Here is a 17,258-nt window from a genome sequence, read left to right on the forward strand (position 1 = left end):
AATTGACAATTTCCTACAAATCTAACAAATTCGCCTCTTTCAGCTGAAGCATATAATCATCCCAGTCCCGATCCAGCTGGTAGCCTTCTACTTCGTATTGATCTAAAATTTTCCGTTTAATTCCCTGCTCATCTTCACCTGTTTTCATTAATGTTAAAATCTCCGCAGCAATTGGATTACTGATAAATGAATCGCCGGTTGCCGGATTAAATATAAATCCGTTTTCACTTGTTGCAATGTTTGCCTTTAACTTCATATCCCTTTCTGCTGATTAATAAAACCGCTATAGGCATCGCCAATAGGCAATTCGGCATTGCTTAGATTGACCTTTCTGTTGTGGATAGACTTAATTTTAGCCAACGCAACAATAAAACTCCGGTGAACACGGGCGAAACTATCTTCCGGTAATTTCTCCAGGATCTTCTTCATCGTCATCAGCGTTAAAACGGGCTTATCATTACCACTCTGGTAAATTTTCAGATAGTCACCCATACTTTCAATATATTCGATATCACGCAACACAATCTTAATCATCTTATATTCTGAGTAAACATAAATACTTTCATCACTTACGCTTTCCTGTGTGGCGCTCTTGTAATTATAAAAATCAACTGCCTTCTCTACCGCAGCGGTAAATCTCGAAAAATCAATTGGCTTTAAAAGATAATCTATGGCCTGCAATTCATAACTTTCAAAAGCATAATTACGATAGGCTGTGGTGAAAATAATCATTGGACTGTTAACGAGGCTGCGCACCAGCTCAACGCCGGTGATATCAGGCATGTTTACATCAACAAAAAGCAAATCTACGGGGTTCTGCTTCAGGTACTCCGCGCCCGACAAAGCATCTTCAAAAACCTGCACCAACTGTAAGCCCGGAAACCTGGCCACGTAGGTTTTTATCAGTTCCAACGCCAAAGGTTCATCATCAATAGCTACACATCTTAAGGCCATAAATTATTCTTTGATTAGCAATTTACACAAAGGTTAACCGAAAACATTTCGTTACCATTATTAATATTTAATTTAAAGCGTTCCGGATACAAATGTTCCAGCCTTTTGCGGGTGTTTGCAATTCCAATACCGGTACGCTCCAGGTTAAATTTGTGGTTGTATATTTTATTTTCGCAGGTAAAATCTATTTTATTTGCCTCAATACTTAAGTTGATATTAATGACCGTTCTCTCCTTTTTAGTAACGCCGTATTTAAATGCATTTTCAATAAAGGTCATAAAAATCAGAGGCGCAATTCGTTTACCTTCCGGATTCCCCTGAACATTAAAGTTGATCTGCGCATCGGCCCCCAGTCGTAGCTGCTGTAATTCAATATAATCCCGTACGCAATCAATTTCATCCTTCATATTCACAAAATCCTGTGTTACATCGTCAGTAACATAGCGCATAATATTAGAAAGCTTCATAATGCTTTCAGAAGTATGTTGACTGTTAATGACCGACTGTGTATAGATATTGTTGAGCGTATTAAATAAAAAATGAGGGTTAATCTGCGCCTTTAAAAAAGAAAGTTCGGCAGTGGCTTTTTCGGCCTCCGCTTTCACCACTTTTGATTCTGCATTTTGCCAGCGTTGTACAGTACTTGTGGCAATACTCAAGCCCATAATCATCATAAATATAAACAGACTGATCACATCTATATTTTCTGACTGATGAAGATCCAGAATACCACCAGGTCTTCTGAGGTTGGGGTCTTGCATCCGTAAATCTTCATTTGGAAGAGGCCCGAACGGCAGACCAACATCAGGACCAACATCAGGGGCTTTATCTGGCTGTAATGACTGATTTAGCCCTTTGGGCTGGGCATCCTGAAGTGCGCCCAAAGCAGTCATTACACTTTTATTATGTCCCAGGAGATTATCGTACGGCTGTGAATAGTAAACGAAACTAAATAAACCCAGTACTATGGCACTATAAAGTACATATCGCTTTCTGAACATTAAACGCGGTACCAAAAGCAAAGCGTTGACGTAAAACATCAGCATGTAAGTTAAGCAGAACAGCCAGTAATAAGGTGAAGCTAAAAGCAAAAGGCTGCTTTGCCCTGATTGCTCATTATTAATAAACAGGAGCGGAAAAGTTAAGAACAAAAGCCAACCTGCCACATGAATGATAAAAGTTGGTGTTTTAAAGCGCTGCATGTTTGCAAATTAATAATAAATACTTCGTATAGGGAGAAGAAAATCTGTTTTAACTATACACCAGTTCCTGATTTTTCTCGTAATTAATAACAATATCATCGGTCATCCTCACCATAAATGTTTTGTTAAACTTACCTTTCTCATCATAGCTTAAGATCAGTAGATCACCTACGATCTCATGCAGAACAAGTTTCGGACTGGTATAATTAATAGATATAACATGTGCCGCCTTGTTCAACAAATCAGACGAACAAATCCGAAGATCGGCCAGGTCAAATAAAATGCAATGTCCATCCACATCACTCAAAACCGGGATTTTGTTTTCCAGCGATACAATGGTATTCATTACTGCGTAATGAAGTTTCTGATGTAATGCACTTGCTTTCCCGTTTGCCTCGCACATTTGAGTGAAAGTATGAAAAGTTTGATTTAAACTATAGGGCTTAGACTTTTTCTGAAATTCTTTGTAGGTATCGTGAAAAATCCTCCGCTCAAATTCTGTTCTGCACATGAAATTAAAATACTGTTTCGCACTAAGGTTGATGTAAGCTAAACCCATAATATTCGGTTTTAATTGCTGGTTCAAATATGATGTATTAATAATTTTAATTTAATGATGTGTCGGTAAACACTGATTTTCAATCGGTAAATGCAAACCTAAAACCCAATTATGAAAAACGAATGAATATTGGTTTGAGTACATCAAATGATCAGGCACTGCCGAGTATTAAATGTCCTTTTACCCTATACGGTAGAAACAGTGTGAATGTTACAGGAAGAGCAATTAATCCATTGTTTGAAGTATATTGACATGCATCCAGTGCAATACTTATACAAAAAAAGGCGCTCAATGCTAAATTGAACGCCTTTTTTTTATCCTTTAATGCTGACTACCAATAAACGCTATAAAGTGCAACAAGTAATCCCACAATAATCAGAGTACCTACCGCAAAACCGGTTGTGGTTTTAAACATCTTCGCATCAATCTCAAGTCCTTTTGGATTATCTCCTTTTCTGTTTTCAAGGAAGCTGATCACCACCATCCCCAGTATACAGAATACAAACACAATACCCATCCGGTCGAGGAAAGGAATTTCATATAAACCTGAGGCGGCCTTTACAGAGAAGCCCACTCCAGAAAGGAAAGATAAATCCGTATAACCTGGCAATACTTTTAGGAAAATAGACATCAGGAAACCACCGATGGTGGCAAACAGTGCTGCATTCGAAGTGGTTCTTTTCCAGAAAAAACCTAAAATAAACATGGCAAAAATACCTGGAGAAACAAAACCGGTATATTCCTGAATGTACTGAAAACCACCTTTTTTGTCTATTCCCAAATGCGGGGCAATAATTACCCCTAATATCATCGCCACAACAATAGCAATCTTTCCGGTAGCAACCAGGTTCTTTTCTGATGCATCTGGTTTCAGTACTTTTTTATAGATATCCAGAGTAAAAATAGTAGCAATACTATTGGCTTTTCCAGCTAATGAGGCGACTACTGCAGCAGTCAGGGCTGCGAATGATAAGCCTTTTAATCCCGCAGGCAATAGGTTCAGCAATACCGGGTATGCCCGATCAGGATTTACCGAACCATCCTGAAGCATTTCAGCCTGAAAAGCACCATCTTTATACAGTACATAAGCCGCAATACCTGGTAATACCACAATAATAGGCATTAATAACTTCAAAAAGGCAGCGAAGAGAAGACCTCCACGAGCTGTTTTTAAGTCTGCACCCAGTGCCCTTTGAGTGATGTATTGGTTACAACCCCAGTAATTTAGATTCACAATCCACATACCGCCAATTAATACGCTTAAACCAGGTAAGTCGATATAATTCTCATTATCCGGCTTAAAAATCATATGGAAATGTTCTGAAGCCTTACTGGTCATTAAACTATAACCTTCAAATATACCTGTAGTGCCATAGTGAGAGGAAACGAGGTTCAGGGCCAGATAAGTTGTGGCCAAGCCCCCTAAAATTAAAAAGAAAACCTGAATAACATCGGTATAACCAATTACCTTCATTCCGCCCAGCGTGATGATGATGGCAAAAGCGGCAATGGCATACATACATAAATCAAGGCTGAAACCAGAAATACTGCTCACTGCCAAAGCCCCTAAATAGAGGATAGAAGTTAAGTTTACCACAACATATAATAGCAACCAGAAAACAGCCATAATCATAGCTACGGTACCATTATATCGCTGGTGCAGAAACTGCGGCATGGTTGCGATCTTATTCTTCAGGTAAACCGGTATAAAGAAAATGGCAACAATAACGAGTGTTAGTCCACCCATCCATTCGTATGTTGCAATGGCCAATCCCATTTTAAAACCAGATCCGCTCATCCCAATGAATTGCTCTGCTGAGATGTTAGATGCGATTAACGATGCGCCGATTGCCCACCAGGTGAGTGAACCTTCAGCCAGAAAATAGTCTTTTGAACCTGTTGAAGTGGATTTTTTCTTGTTGTAGATGTACAAGCCGTAAGCAGCTACAATAACGAAGTATACTGCGAATACAATGTAATCCTTCGTGTCCAGTAAATTTTGTTTCATTAAAATTTTGTGTTATTTGGTTTAGAAACCTAAATGTAGTAAAATCATAAAAGATTCTTCACATTTTTTTAAATTAAAAAGTGTTAAATTGACGTTTATTATTTTCAGGGCACTAATCAATTGGAAATTAAACCATTTGAATCAGGAATTCAGCCTGAAAAAAAATCTTCAGAAATAAAAAAACCTGATGCTGGCATGGCATCAGGTTCTGTATTTAATGTACTTTGTATTATTTTGCGATTTTAAACGGGATATACAAACCGAAGGTAATATTTCTACCCGTATTGTATACACCGAGGCTTGGGTCTTCAGAGCTGAAACGACCGGGTTTATAACGGCTCAATGCATCATAATATTTCTGATCTAACAGATTATTAGCCGCTACAGAAAGTTTTATTGGTTGCTTCCCTAAATTAAATGTAGCGCCGATACCTGCATTCAACAGCGTATAGCCACTCGTTGGTGTTTCGAAAACTTCGTCCACCCGGGCTTGTTTGAATGCCGAATTGATCCCCACAAAAACATAGGTATCATTTGTTCCTTTCAACTTTGGCTCAAAACGTAGTTCATTTCGCATTGTACCGGCAGGAATAAAAGCCAAAGGCTTGTTTAAACTGGTATTTTCTGCATGTACATAACCAAATGTATTTTCGAAATGGATAAACGGAACAGGATGTATGGTCAAAGTTGCTTCTGCGCCATAAAGATTTGCATTCACTTGTCCGTAGCGATAAACCGGATATTCATCACCTTCTGCCATAATGGTTTCGCCGTTATTTGAGGCATAAATAAAATTGTGAACATAGTTATTGTAGATGCTGGCACTTGCGCTCACAATTTTCCCTTCATATTCCAAAGCTGCATCAACCTGGTAACTGCGCTCAGGGTTCAAGCCAGAGTTTCCGATTTCATAACGGTAAGTACCTTCGTGCACGCCATTCGAGGCTAATTCTGCCGGATTTGGAGCACGGAATGCCGAACCCGCATTCGCTTTAAAATTCCATTCTTCATTAAACTGATGGGTAAATCCCAGGGCACCGCTTACATTCGAGAACTTATTCTGGAATGCTGCAAACTGCTGCTCCCCATCAACAAAAAGTTCCTTTCCATTGTTTTTCCGGTAATCATAGCGGGCGCCAATACTAAAAGTGTTATTTTCCCAGTTTTTCTTTGCAAAAGCAAAAACTCCTATCCCGTATGTTGTATAATCCGGAATCAAAAATTCATCATCAGCCTTGTTCTCACTGCGGCCCGCATCGGCACTTAAGCCAAAAACTGGCTGCCATCCATCTGTTTCGTGAATATAGTATTTCAAATCACCGGTATAGGTTTTAAGATCAAAAAATAACGACGGACTAGGGCCATCCTCAAGCTCGCGGCGCTGATTCTGCTGGTATCCAAAGTCTGCTTTTAAATTCCCATTACCTAAAATAAAATTGTTGTTTAACGCAATTTTAAAATGTCGGATATCCTGACGGGGGTAATCCAGATCACGGCTTTTGTAATCAGATGTCATAAAAGCTTCGCCATCTTCTTTAACGAAATTACCGTTAGCATCTAATGATGGATCGTAAAAACCGATATTATTACGGAAACTAGAAACATTTAAATGGGTATATCCCCAGCTTTTATTTAATCCTACCATACCACTTAAGTCCGTTTCATTAAAACCTGAGTTTGGAAAGTAACCAGCAGGGGTTTTGAAAGAATACGCATTTTTATACGTGCCACGTGCTCTCCATACAAAACCATTCTGATTACCTGTTAACATTAATGAATTTGCTGTAAGTCCATTATTGGTCGAATAATTGGAAATAAACTCACCTTTTACCTGTCCTTCAGGAGCGGCGCTTGGCTCTAAAATGTTAATTACACCACCAAGTGCATCCGAACCATACATTAATGAAGCAGCTCCACGCAAAACCTCAATCCGGTCTGATTTAAACTGGTCAATTTCGATACCGTGCTCATCACCCCACTGTTGTCCCTGTTGTTTAATCCCATCATCTAAAGTCACAATACGGTTGTAGCCTAAACCCCTGATTACAGGTTTAGATATAGAGGGGCCGGTGGTAATCTGTGAAACACCGGGAATCTTCGTCAGGGCATCTATTAAATTGGTAGACGGTGCCAGCAAAGCATCTTTTCCTAAAACAGCAGATGAAGCACTGTTACGTTTACTGGTGCTGCTGATCAAACTACCGGTGATGACAATTTCTTTGGTTTCTATTGCTGTTGGCTGAAGTGAAAATTCCAACCCTGCAGCATTGGCAAAGTTCACGATTTGCGTAGCCGTTTTATAACCTACATAATGTACCTCTACCAAATAACTTCCTTTAGAAGGGAGGTTGTTCAAAGTAAATTCCCCATCGTTATTGGTTACAGCGGTAACTTTTAAATCAGGAATGAAAATGGTTGCTCCAGGTAATGTTTGTTTGCTACTTGCATCAACAACTTTCCCTTTAATGTCTTTTAGCACAGCTGCAAAAGCTGTACTGCTAAATAATATATAGATAATTACAAAGCCGATAAGCTGTAATTTTTTCATAATGTGTGGTAAATTAAAATTCAAGAAGAAACGGAAACAGAAGATTTTTCAAATCTGACCATTAGTTCTTACTAAATAAATATTTGGATAATAAGGCTGAAAAAGTGACATCAAAGAATTAACTCATGTTACATTTCATGCCATACATACAGGACCGAAATGGTATCAGAAAATTTTCGACACGCTACAACCTTTAAAATTGCTTAAGAGGTTAAGCCATATGGGGGACCGCGTAAGCAGGTTCGTAAAAGCTGGGTGTAGGTGCTTTTTAAAACAATTTCTTTTTTGCTTAAAACTTTTGCCGAAAGAAAAACGCGATAAATGTGATGCGTTTGGATATAGTTTTTTTCAAAACTGGCATTACAGATTAAACAGGTATCGCCGTGTGCCTGAACGTGGCTGATATGTTTGCAGTTTTTTTCTATCGAAACAACAGGAAGAGTATCATGATGATGTAATACGCTCCAGGGCGTTAAGGCAATAGCAAAAACAATCAGCATAAATGCCGATAGATATTTCCCGATGTTTTGCCTGTGCTGTTTCAAGACACCAAAAATAGTCATTCCAAACCAAATATACACTCAGGAAAAGTAACATTGCTTTGATAGTATACTGATGGCTGATCAGCTCCAGGCATTAAACTTATACCTAATTATGCATAATCCGCTGATTGAAGTCAATGATGAGCTTAAAAAGATCATGGTATTCAGTTAACGGCAAGCCCTCCGCCTTATCAAATACATCGTGATAAGCTGGCGGTCCACCTTGGGTATAGATAAAAAATGCCGGAACACCTTTCTCGGTAAAAAAATAGTGATCGCTGTTTGCAGCCTTGCCGCGCTTATTGATTTTTGAAATGAGCTTATAATCCTCGTTCACTGCGTTTAAGATGGAAAAGGCTTTGGGATAAACAGTCGCATTAACCACAGTCATACCTGCCTCTCCCGTACCTACTAAATCCAGATTAAGCAGAAATTTTATTCTTGCCAGCGGAAAAAGAGGATTTTCCACATAGTACCTTGACCCCAATAAACCCGCCTCTTCGGCGGCAAAGCAAATAAAAGCAATAGAATAAGCCTGTGGGTGACTGGCATAATATCTGGCCAAACTTAATAAAGTTGCCACTCCCGCAGCATTGTCGTTCGCTCCGGGGAAATAAGTTTCGCTGCCCATCCCCCCCAGGTGGTCGTAATGAGCGGTTATCACCAGAACTGAATCCGGAAATTTCGTACCCTTTACCAAACCACAAATATTCGATGCCTTGAAATTATCGATAAGGTGGTTCTCAATATCTAAGTTAATCTGCTTTGGAACTTCGTTAAATCTATTCCTGTCTATTTGAATCTCCGTAAAACCGCCAGTCTCACTGGCTACAGACCAGGTTAGTTTGTTTTTCAATATTACCCTGATGTTGGGTTGACCAGCAAATCTTACGCTATCCAGCTGATCAAGATTGGCTTTTGCCCGGATGCCCTGGCTCTCATTGCTCACAATAAAGTCCCTGCCTGGCTTAAGCTTTTTGCCATTTACCGATACCTGCATTTTTCCAGGGAATGTATTCACCGCAAAAGCAAAGTCCTGCTGGTAATTTAGCGAAAGTGGAAGCAGTCCTATTGCTTTATATTCATCCGATAAAAAATCGGCTGCCTTTTTCATTCCATCTTTAGTATAACCCCGGCCCCAGAAATAGGGAGAGGTTAAATGGTTAACCGTTTTGCGTACATAAACTGAATCCTGGGCTGAGCAAATGTTAACAGCCAGACACAGCAAATAAAAAATACTTCTTCTCATTCCAGTCGCGATAAATTTAAAGATATGATTTATCGCCTAATGAACCATTATCCAATGAAAAACAGTTACACGGAAAACACTTTTCCTAACCTGTTTGACGGCTAAAAAAAAAGGCCGGCTAAAATAGCCGACCATTTGCTTAAATATTACGATCTTATTTTGCCAGATAAGGCAGTAAAGCCGCTTTGATTTTTTCCTTGTTCTGATTTGCTGACCATTTTTCTTTGATGGATTCATCACCCAGGGTAAACAAGGTTTCATAAAGCAATTTTCCATTGGCTTTGGTTTGCACCTTGAAATCGCTTCGGGTAGACTTTGCTAAGTCAGCCCAGACTTCGCGAACATCAGCCCAATAAGTTTTCTGGCTATCCCACCATTTCCGGGCATAGTCAAATTTCTTAGGGTCGATCTTAGTAAACTCTTCATATCCTTTTTCAACAGCCAGTACCTGATCGCCTTTCGCCGTACGTAAGACTTTCTTATTGTCCTGTTCAAACATCCATCCCTCTTTGGTAATGCTAATCCTACTGCCGCGGTTCAAAACATTATAGTCGTTACGGGTAGTCGATTCCCTCCTTGGCAGTGGAGAATCCGTTTCACTTTCCCAGGCATCATGTCCTCCAACATGGCTCCATGTGCCATATCCCTGGTACCGTGGACTATCATCTACCTGATAAACCTTCTGTGTCCATTTCCCTTTAACATCTGCAGGGGTCAGTGCAATTTTCTTCCAGGCATTATCCTGCGTGTAAAGCATAATCTCCGGATCTTCATAAGTCCAGTCCTGGCGCCAATGTTTAATCACCGTCGAATCATTTATAGCCAGCATGTGCTGAATAACGATTCTTTTCGGCTCATCTACAATAATTTCAGCCCATTCATTACCATGGCTTTTGTATGGTTTACTGAACTGATAAACGGGGTTTGGTGAAGTAACTTCAGCATAATTGAAATTTACTTTGTAAAATCCGGCAAGCGACCTGATGGCTTGTCTGTCTTGCTCCAGCTTGTCTTGTGCCTGTGCACCTGCCACAACCGAAATGGCAAGTATCAATACTAATTTTAAAACTCTCATTTTATAGTTTAGTTATTTTTAGGGTATGCAATTTAATTAACCTGCGTGGTGTAAGTCACTAAATGCCAAACTTTTTCATAGTCTTTACCATTTAATTTGCCAGGAGTTTTATCCTCTATAAAAACTTCAAAAAAGTAGTTTCCTCTAGTCTCTGGTTTAAAAACAAATTTCCCATCCGCATCTGTTTCTGCAGGTTGTGCCTTTTTTGCAGTATCCACAATTGTTAATTTCTGTTTAGCTAATGGTGCTTTGTTAAACACTACCTGACTTACAACTGCTTCCCCTGCTTTAGCAAACGGCTTCTCAGGTCTTATCGTTAAAGCGGCATCAGCAGGGAAGGTGGTATTTACTTTTCCACCGCCTACTGCAACATCAGCAAAAGCATAGTATTCAATTTTTGCTTTTTCAAAAACGGAAGCCACTTCATGTACAATCGACAATTTATAGGTTCCATTTTGATCAGGAGTAAAACTTGCTTTAAAAAACAATACGTCAGGAGCAGCAGTTAAAACTTTTGTTGTTCCGTTTGGAGCAGTAACTATTAATTTAAATTCTTTGAGGTTACTGAACCATTTCTTTGCTGAATCTGGTTCGTTCTGCTCATATTCTCCAAAGAAGATTTTTACTTCCTGCGCCTGACCTTTTTTTCCTGTAGTTGAAGTTTCAATCCACAATGCGTGAGAGAACACATTTGAAATGCCAAATGCAACAAACAATAAAACTAATGCGATTTTTGTTTTCATAATTTTTCGGGTTAATTGTAAAAGCCTGTACCGGATGATCTGACGCAACCGATACAGGTATGTTGTTTTTTAGAATTTGTAAGCAATGCTCACACGGTAATTGCGTGGTGCTTCTGCCTGCCATGAATATACTCCAAGATCGTAGGTTGGCGCATTAAAATAACCGGTGTAATAGGCACCACTATACAGGTATTTATCCAGCACGTTGAATACGTTCGCCGTGATTTTAATCTTTTTAGTACCCCAGAATACACCACCATCGACTTTGAAATAATTTGGAAGGTTTTCATTTGTATTTGTTCCGCTAAAAGTTTGGGTAGCGCGTCCGGCCAGATAAGTGAACCCTCCTGAAATTCCGGCTCCTTTAAGCGCACCATTTTGAATAGCATAAGTAAGCCACGCATTACTGGTATGTTTTGCAAATCCAGGCACTACCTGTCCAACGAAAATTGAAGTTACACCCGGAGCCACCGCTGTTACTTTACCATCTGTGTAGGCGTAGTTCGCAATTAGGTTCAAGCCTTTAGCCAGTTCTCCTCTTAAATCAAACTCAACACCTTGTGCTCTTTTCTCTCCGATAACAATGCTATAAGTTTCTCCTGCCTTATTAGATGGATCAGAAGTTAGCTCGTTTTGCTTCATGATTCTATAAACCGATAGGGTAGTATTCCAACGGCCATCAAACCAGTCCTTTTTAATACCGATTTCCTTGTTGTTTCCGGTGATTGGTTTTGGATTGCTACCATCACGCATCAAACCAGACTGAGGTGTGAATGCCTCATCGTAAACAGCATAAACCGATGTACTTCTATCAACGGATACACTTAAGCCAACGCGAGGGGTAAAGTGTTTGGCTTTATCCGGAGCATTTCCCCAGGCCGACTGACTCACATATGTATAACGGCCTGCTAATGTTAAACGAACTACGTTGTTGAAAAAGCCCAGTTCATCCTGTGCATAAGCACTTAGGTATTTCTGATCCATCAAACCACCCGCAGTAGCAGCCCTTTGCTCCAAAGAAGTGGTGCGATCAAATTGCGGATAGCCATTTGAAGGAAAACCGTAGTTTGGATTATTCACATTAAACGGTGAAGAGGCCAGATCCAGGTCGTGCGACTGTCCCCAATCTGCAAAATAATTTTTCTTACCTCCGTCAAATCCGGCCAGAATCCGGTGAATAATACCCCCTGTTTTTGCTGTTCCGTTAACAAATAACTGAGCAAGTTTCATGGCACTTTTTGCGTCCCAGATAGCAATATTGCGGATAATGGTTCCGTCCGTATTTACCGCTGATGGCCACGAGCTTGATCCAACCTGCATATATTTATAATATGCAGCCTGGGCGGTTAATTTCCAGTCCTGACCAAGTTGTTGTGTTAAGTTTAAAGTTAAACTGTTATCATTGATCCTTGTTGGGGCAGCGCCGGGCTGCGTCAGGATGAAATCCTGTGGCTTGGTTGCATAGCCATCTGTACTGAAAATATAATAAGAGCCTACTTCAGTCATTTTCGCATTCTGCAAAACATACTCAGCTGTTAATTTAGTACCTGGCGTGATCTGATAGCTTAATACCGGAGCAAAGCTGTAACGATCGTTTTGTTCGAACTGTCGGAATGAGCCTTTATTTTGCGCCGCTGCATTTAAACGGAACAAAAACTTTCCATCAGCAGTAAGCTTATGATCGAAATCAATAGCCGTACGGAACAGGTCATAACTGCCTGCCGTAAACGAAACCTCACCCTGATTCAGGCCGGTAGGTTTCTTTGTAACCACATTGTACATACCGCTCGGATCACCGTTACCCAACATAAAACCGGCAGGTCCTTTTACAAACTCAACATGGTCAACAAAACTCATATCTTCGGTTAACGGACCCCAGTAGGATGAAACCACATTAAAGCCATTACGCATAGCCTGAATCTGGGATCCCCTCATCTGGATGTTGGTATACAAATCACCCCAGTGTTCTAAACGTACCGCACCACTGACATTTCTAATCAACCCATCGCTCATGCTAATGATCTGCTGGTCTTTCAAGGTCTGATTGCTCACAATCTGGATATTTTGCGGAGCCTCCAACAAAGGCTCATTTAAGCGCAATGTTGCTGAAGGTAAACTCACCTTATATTTTTCATTTATTCCTGCTACAGTTACTTCTTCCAAAGCCTGATCAGTTTCTGATAAAGTAAAGTTGACAACTTTAGTCTCACCGCCTGTAACTGTAACAGCCTGTGCCGATGGCTTGATGCCTACCGCTGAAGCAACAATAGTATATTCGCCAGCTTTAACCCTGTGAATGATATAGTTACCAGACTCATCTGACGTAGTTCCCTGACCCTTGCCTTTTAAGCCGATAGTGATAAAAGATGCAGGATTTCCATTTGCAGTAGTTACTTTTCCTTTGATAGTTGCATTCTGTGCAAATGCAATCAGATTGATCAGCAGCATCGCTGCTGTTAGTGTAAATAGTTTTAATTTGCTCATTTTATATTGATTCGAAAAAGGGGGTATCAACCCCCTTAATAATTAAAATTTATAACTGATGTTAGCCGTAAAGTTTCTTGGAAGTTGAGCTTCAACTGTGGTCCATCCTTTATAATATCTTATGTCTCCAATGTTGTTAACTTTAGCACCAATCCGGTAACGTTTTTGGTCATAAAATACAGATGCATCATAAATCGTATAAGCTGGAAGAGTAAATGCTCCTGTTGTTGTGGTATTGGTAATGATATTATTACCACTGTAATTGACACCTGCACCTGCCCCTAAGCCGGCAAATTTTCCATTGCTTATCGTATAACTCAACCAGGCATTAAAGCTGTCTTCAGGGCCAGATCCCACCGGGCGTAAACCTTCAACCGTTAATGCGGACTTAGTCATTTTGCTATTGTTGTGGCTATAGCCTGTTGTTAAATTCAACCCGGCGATAGGACTTGCACTTAAGCTAATATCAACCCCACGGCTGACCTGAGTTCCATCCTGTACCGTAATATTGTACGTAGTACCATCACGAACAATCGATTCACTTCTGGTAGTATTATTAACTTTGATATCATAGTAGCTTGCGGTAAAGCTTAACTTATTATTGAATAAATCTGCTTTAACACCTCCTTCTATTTGATTCGCTTGCTGAGGTTTAAAAACACCTGAGATATCAGCTAAAGGTTGTGTTACAGTTCCAACATTTCTAAAGCCATTCATGTAATTACCGAAAACAGATAATTTATCTTTGACAATCCCGTAAACCAAACCAAATTTAGGTGAAACAGCAGTTTGCAAATAATTTCCTGTAACAAGGCCATTCAATTGATTATAGGTCCCCTTGTTGTCAAAACGATCAACACGTACGCTCAGCATTGCCGACAAGGCATCAGTTATATTAATTACATCAGATGCATAAGCACTGTAAACTTTACTTCGAGAATCATTTTTGGTAGGCGCATTAGCTGCAGTTAACGGAGGAAGAACAAATGTGCCAATCCTGGAATTCACAGCATCCTTCGAGATTACAGGAGCCATCCCTGCTGTACTAAATTGATCAAACAGAATATATGGCGTATTACTGTTATTAGTGTATTGGTTTAGATAGTCCAAACCAACTATCATTCGGTTTCTGATAGACCCGATTTTAAAATCGCCTATAAAATTTTGTTGAACGTCTGCTGATGTACTTACTGAATTTAAGTTCGCCACATATCTCGAAAGCACATTATCGTTTGCACCCAAAAACATCACATATTGATAATACCCCTCAGACTTACGATTGCTTTGCGAAAAATTCGTTTGCGAAGTCCACTCGTCAGATATCTGATATGTCAATTGCCCGTGAACATTTGAGGTAGGTGTTTTAACCGCCAAATCATTACTGGTATAAGATTTACCCCAGTCAATATTCAATTCAGTGGGCGTACGTGCAATCAGTTGTCTTGATCTGTTTAAGAAAATCATCGTTGGGTTAGTACCCTCGTACGAATAAAATTCGGCCCCTATGTTCAACTTTAACCTGTCGTTGATTCTGTATTCTAAAGCCGGAGCCAGAAATGTGGATTTACTAAACCCGGCATCCTGCCAGCTATTTTGTTTGGTGTTGGCAACGTTTAACCTGAATGACAAATCTTTGGCTAATGGACCGTAGATATCTCCTGTAAGTCTGCTTAATCCAAAACTACCAGTGTTATAAGTAACGTTACCACCTAATGTGTCGATTGGTTTTTTTGTAACAATGTTAATCAGACCGCCAAAATTGGTTAACGCACCGCCAAACAAAGTTCCCGACGGACCTTTAATTACTTCAATTGTCTCAATATTTGCGGGATCAAGATCACCATTTGTCAAACCGGCCACGCCATCAACAAGAGCTACCTGCGTTGAAAAACCGCGCAAAGTATAATACGCAGCACCATCACCAGCACGACCGGTTGATGTCCAGAGTTTATCTAAACCTGCAACATAAGTTAACGCGCTGCTAAAGTTTGTTACCATTTGATCGGCCATCAATTCCTTTGAAACCGTATTATAAACCTGAGGATTTTCTAAATTTTTTAGGGGCAGCTTAGCAACATAAGGACTTGCCTTTGTGCCGAATTTATTTGCTTTAGATGTAATGATGTTAACTTCTTTTAGCTGACTTGAGTTCTCAGCCAAAGAAAAATTAACTGTTATTGTTTCGCCCGCACTAACCGTCACATTTTTTTCATCAGACTTAAGGCCTACCGCAGAAACTTTAACAGTATAAGTTCCTGGTTTTACACGGGTAATCAGGAAGTTTCCGTTTTCATCTGAAGTATTACCAATCCCTTTACCTTTCAATCCTACTGATATAAAAGGAGCGGGCGCACCGTCTGATGTGGTTACTTTTCCTTTGATTGTTGCCAGTTGCTGGGCAAAGGAAGTAAAAGCGATAAGGGAGAGTAAGAACGTTAAACTGAAGAGTTTGGTTTTAAGCATTTTAAATTTATTTGGATTTATTCTAAACAGCCGCAAAATAACGTCAGAATTTTATATAATCCAAATAATTTGTAATAATTCTAAATAAGAAAAGTGTTAAAACAATAAATAATATGTTTTAACACTTTCTGAGAAATTTAATCCTGACATAAGAGTCATAAATCAAATAAAATACCGGTCTAATGGTGATTTGAAATTTACTTAAGCAATATCGCCTGAATGTTTAGCGATCTTTCTGTATCGTTTGCAGGGGTAACTAAACCTCCACAGATCACATCGTAATGATAACCAGCAGTAAAAGTAATGCTGGCTGAAGTAGCTTTAATTGTCCCGGTAGAAGTTTCCTTTGCATTCAGGGTATAGCTTCCACCATCAATGGCCATAAAGCCAGTGGCAGACTTGTAGGTTTTATTGGTAAACCAGGAGGTGGTAGTACTGGCTTTCGCTAAATCCAAAGCCGGAGCGTCAGGAGATAAGTTAATGAAACGTACATAGGCTTTGTCTGCAGATGGAACGGACAAATCGTCTCCGGTGGTAAAAGTATCCAAAGCCCCAGCCTTGTTCACCAGGTAATACGAATTATAAGTGGAAGGATTTAGAGCCAAAGACTTTGTTAACAAACTAACCGCCGAGCTTGCTGAAGTAAATTTAACACTGTAAGTAGCTGCACTGTAAGATGCGTAAGATGTACTGCCAATATATGGTAAAGCAGCTGAATTTATTTTAGAATCATTAACGTATACGTTATAGGTAGGCGACGATGGTGAAGCATTTACTACTCGTAAGTACGCAATGGTAGTGTCGGTTTCTTCTTTCTTGCAGGCACCCATAAGCGCAAATAAACAAATACCAAATGTGAAGATACTTAAATTTTTCAGCGTAGAATTTTTCATGTTTTTTATTTTATTGTTAGGCTAATGTTCATCTGCAGCGCTCCTGCAAGGTAAATTTATACAGGCTACAAATATTGCTTTTAAAGCGTATTGAATTTGTTAAATGTTGTTAAAGTAATGTTAAAATTTATCAAACTCCCAACGGCAAAGTTAATACTTTTTGTTCCGCATGAAAATGTGTTGATTTACGGGAACTATAATAAATGACACAGTGACACAAACAGGCGGTGTTCAGAGGCATTTCCGCGTCAGACTAGTTTAATAAATTGTAATCAAAACATAAAAAAATCAGTTTATTATTGCGTAACTCAATTATTATTTAAACCTTTGCACCTCAATAGAGTTAAAGCCGTTATAATGCGCAGGAAATGATTAAACAACTTTTACATAAACTTTCTACTTTCACAGCGCAACTGGCGTTTGGGAAGAGCTTGTTTATTAATCCTTTCATGCCTGTATTTAATTACCCCACAAGCCGGCAAAATTTTACTCCACGTATTTAGTACCCTATACTAAACGTTACGAGGAATTGATCCTC

The 17,258-nt window shown here is 39.5% G+C and carries 14 protein-coding genes; 1 reads left to right on the forward strand and 13 read right to left on the reverse strand.

Going from position 1 to position 17,258, the window contains the following annotated elements; genetic code table 11:
• Positions 1 to 13 precede the first annotated feature (13 nt).
• From R2Q80_RS07135 to R2Q80_RS07150, 4 genes are read right to left on the reverse strand one after another with little or no spacing between them, the layout of a single operon-like run.
• Positions 14 to 256, reverse strand: coding sequence for a PqqD family protein (locus R2Q80_RS07135; protein ID WP_316798936.1), 243 nt, complete (start codon positions 254 to 256; stop codon positions 14 to 16).
• Complete coding sequence (locus tag R2Q80_RS07140) at positions 253 to 954, reverse strand: LytTR family DNA-binding domain-containing protein (RefSeq protein ID WP_316798937.1); 702 nt, start codon at positions 952 to 954, stop codon at positions 253 to 255. The genes R2Q80_RS07135 and R2Q80_RS07140 overlap by 4 nt, the downstream gene beginning before the upstream one ends.
• 14 nt (positions 955 to 968) lie before the next feature.
• A complete protein-coding gene (locus R2Q80_RS07145) occupies positions 969 to 2,156 on the reverse strand; it encodes a sensor histidine kinase (protein WP_316798938.1) in 1,188 nt (395 codons plus the stop codon).
• A gap of 49 nt (positions 2,157 to 2,205) precedes the next feature.
• Positions 2,206 to 2,715, reverse strand: coding sequence for a hypothetical protein (locus R2Q80_RS07150; protein ID WP_316798939.1), 510 nt, complete (start codon positions 2,713 to 2,715; stop codon positions 2,206 to 2,208).
• A 59-nt stretch (positions 2,716 to 2,774) separates the two neighbouring features.
• On the opposite strand from R2Q80_RS07150, the gene R2Q80_RS07155 reads away from it, so the two are divergent.
• Positions 2,775 to 2,966, forward strand: a complete 192-nt coding sequence (locus R2Q80_RS07155) for a hypothetical protein (protein ID WP_316798940.1) — start codon at positions 2,775 to 2,777, stop codon at positions 2,964 to 2,966.
• Positions 2,967 to 3,046: 80 nt separating this feature from the next.
• Here the strand turns inward: R2Q80_RS07155 and R2Q80_RS07160 are convergent, their stop codons facing one another.
• The 9 genes from R2Q80_RS07160 to R2Q80_RS07200 all read right to left on the reverse strand — a co-directional run bounded on the left by R2Q80_RS07160 (position 3,047) and on the right by R2Q80_RS07200 (position 16,720).
• A complete protein-coding gene (locus tag R2Q80_RS07160; protein WP_316798941.1) occupies positions 3,047 to 4,723 on the reverse strand; it encodes a sodium/sugar symporter in 1,677 nt (558 codons plus the stop codon).
• A 229-nt stretch (positions 4,724 to 4,952) separates the two neighbouring features.
• Positions 4,953 to 7,271 carry a TonB-dependent receptor gene (locus tag R2Q80_RS07165; protein WP_316798942.1) on the reverse strand — a complete coding sequence of 773 codons (2,319 nt, stop codon included), beginning with the start codon at positions 7,269 to 7,271 and terminating at the stop codon, positions 4,953 to 4,955.
• A 203-nt stretch (positions 7,272 to 7,474) separates the two neighbouring features.
• Entirely contained in the window at positions 7,475 to 7,834 is a 360-nt protein-coding gene (locus R2Q80_RS07170) for a hypothetical protein (protein ID WP_316798943.1), read from the reverse strand.
• An 85-nt stretch (positions 7,835 to 7,919) separates the two neighbouring features.
• Positions 7,920 to 9,062, reverse strand: a complete 1,143-nt coding sequence (locus R2Q80_RS07175) for a M28 family metallopeptidase (RefSeq protein ID WP_316798944.1) — start codon at positions 9,060 to 9,062, stop codon at positions 7,920 to 7,922.
• A gap of 154 nt (positions 9,063 to 9,216) precedes the next feature.
• Positions 9,217 to 10,137 carry a DUF6607 family protein gene (locus R2Q80_RS07180; protein ID WP_316798945.1) on the reverse strand — a complete coding sequence of 307 codons (921 nt, stop codon included), beginning with the start codon at positions 10,135 to 10,137 and terminating at the stop codon, positions 9,217 to 9,219.
• A gap of 32 nt (positions 10,138 to 10,169) precedes the next feature.
• Positions 10,170 to 10,880: a DUF4198 domain-containing protein gene (locus R2Q80_RS07185; RefSeq protein WP_316798946.1), complete on the reverse strand. Its 711-nt coding sequence runs from the start codon at positions 10,878 to 10,880 to the stop codon at positions 10,170 to 10,172.
• Positions 10,881 to 10,949: 69 nt separating this feature from the next.
• Positions 10,950 to 13,364, reverse strand: a complete 2,415-nt coding sequence (locus R2Q80_RS07190; RefSeq protein ID WP_316798947.1) for a TonB-dependent receptor — start codon at positions 13,362 to 13,364, stop codon at positions 10,950 to 10,952.
• Positions 13,365 to 13,406: 42 nt separating this feature from the next.
• Entirely contained in the window at positions 13,407 to 15,827 is a 2,421-nt protein-coding gene (locus R2Q80_RS07195; protein WP_316798948.1) for a TonB-dependent receptor, read from the reverse strand.
• Positions 15,828 to 16,024: 197 nt separating this feature from the next.
• Positions 16,025 to 16,720: a DUF4397 domain-containing protein gene (locus R2Q80_RS07200; RefSeq protein ID WP_316798949.1), complete on the reverse strand. Its 696-nt coding sequence runs from the start codon at positions 16,718 to 16,720 to the stop codon at positions 16,025 to 16,027.
• Between the last annotated feature and the right edge of the window lie 538 nt (positions 16,721 to 17,258).

Origin of the sequence: Pedobacter frigidisoli, from assembly GCF_032678525.1 — a bacterium.
Taxonomy (GTDB): domain Bacteria; phylum Bacteroidota; class Bacteroidia; order Sphingobacteriales; family Sphingobacteriaceae; genus Pedobacter; species Pedobacter frigidisoli_A.

Coding starts and splice junctions, on each gene's coding strand:
- R2Q80_RS07140 (WP_316798937.1), bottom strand. CDS start 954: ATGGCCTTAAGATGTGTAGCTATTGATGATGAACCTTTGGCGTTGGAA.
- R2Q80_RS07175 (WP_316798944.1), bottom strand. CDS start 9,062: ATGAGAAGAAGTATTTTTTATTTGCTGTGTCTGGCTGTTAACATTTGC.
- R2Q80_RS07135 (WP_316798936.1), bottom strand. CDS start 256: ATGAAGTTAAAGGCAAACATTGCAACAAGTGAAAACGGATTTATATTT.
- R2Q80_RS07150 (WP_316798939.1), bottom strand. CDS start 2,715: ATGGGTTTAGCTTACATCAACCTTAGTGCGAAACAGTATTTTAATTTC.
- R2Q80_RS07190 (WP_316798947.1), bottom strand. CDS start 13,364: ATGAGCAAATTAAAACTATTTACACTAACAGCAGCGATGCTGCTGATC.
- R2Q80_RS07185 (WP_316798946.1), bottom strand. CDS start 10,880: ATGAAAACAAAAATCGCATTAGTTTTATTGTTTGTTGCATTTGGCATT.
- R2Q80_RS07170 (WP_316798943.1), bottom strand. CDS start 7,834: ATGACTATTTTTGGTGTCTTGAAACAGCACAGGCAAAACATCGGGAAA.
- R2Q80_RS07195 (WP_316798948.1), bottom strand. CDS start 15,827: ATGCTTAAAACCAAACTCTTCAGTTTAACGTTCTTACTCTCCCTTATC.
- R2Q80_RS07180 (WP_316798945.1), bottom strand. CDS start 10,137: ATGAGAGTTTTAAAATTAGTATTGATACTTGCCATTTCGGTTGTGGCA.
- R2Q80_RS07145 (WP_316798938.1), bottom strand. CDS start 2,156: ATGCAGCGCTTTAAAACACCAACTTTTATCATTCATGTGGCAGGTTGG.
- R2Q80_RS07160 (WP_316798941.1), bottom strand. CDS start 4,723: ATGAAACAAAATTTACTGGACACGAAGGATTACATTGTATTCGCAGTA.
- R2Q80_RS07200 (WP_316798949.1), bottom strand. CDS start 16,720: ATGAAAAATTCTACGCTGAAAAATTTAAGTATCTTCACATTTGGTATT.
- R2Q80_RS07165 (WP_316798942.1), bottom strand. CDS start 7,271: ATGAAAAAATTACAGCTTATCGGCTTTGTAATTATCTATATATTATTT.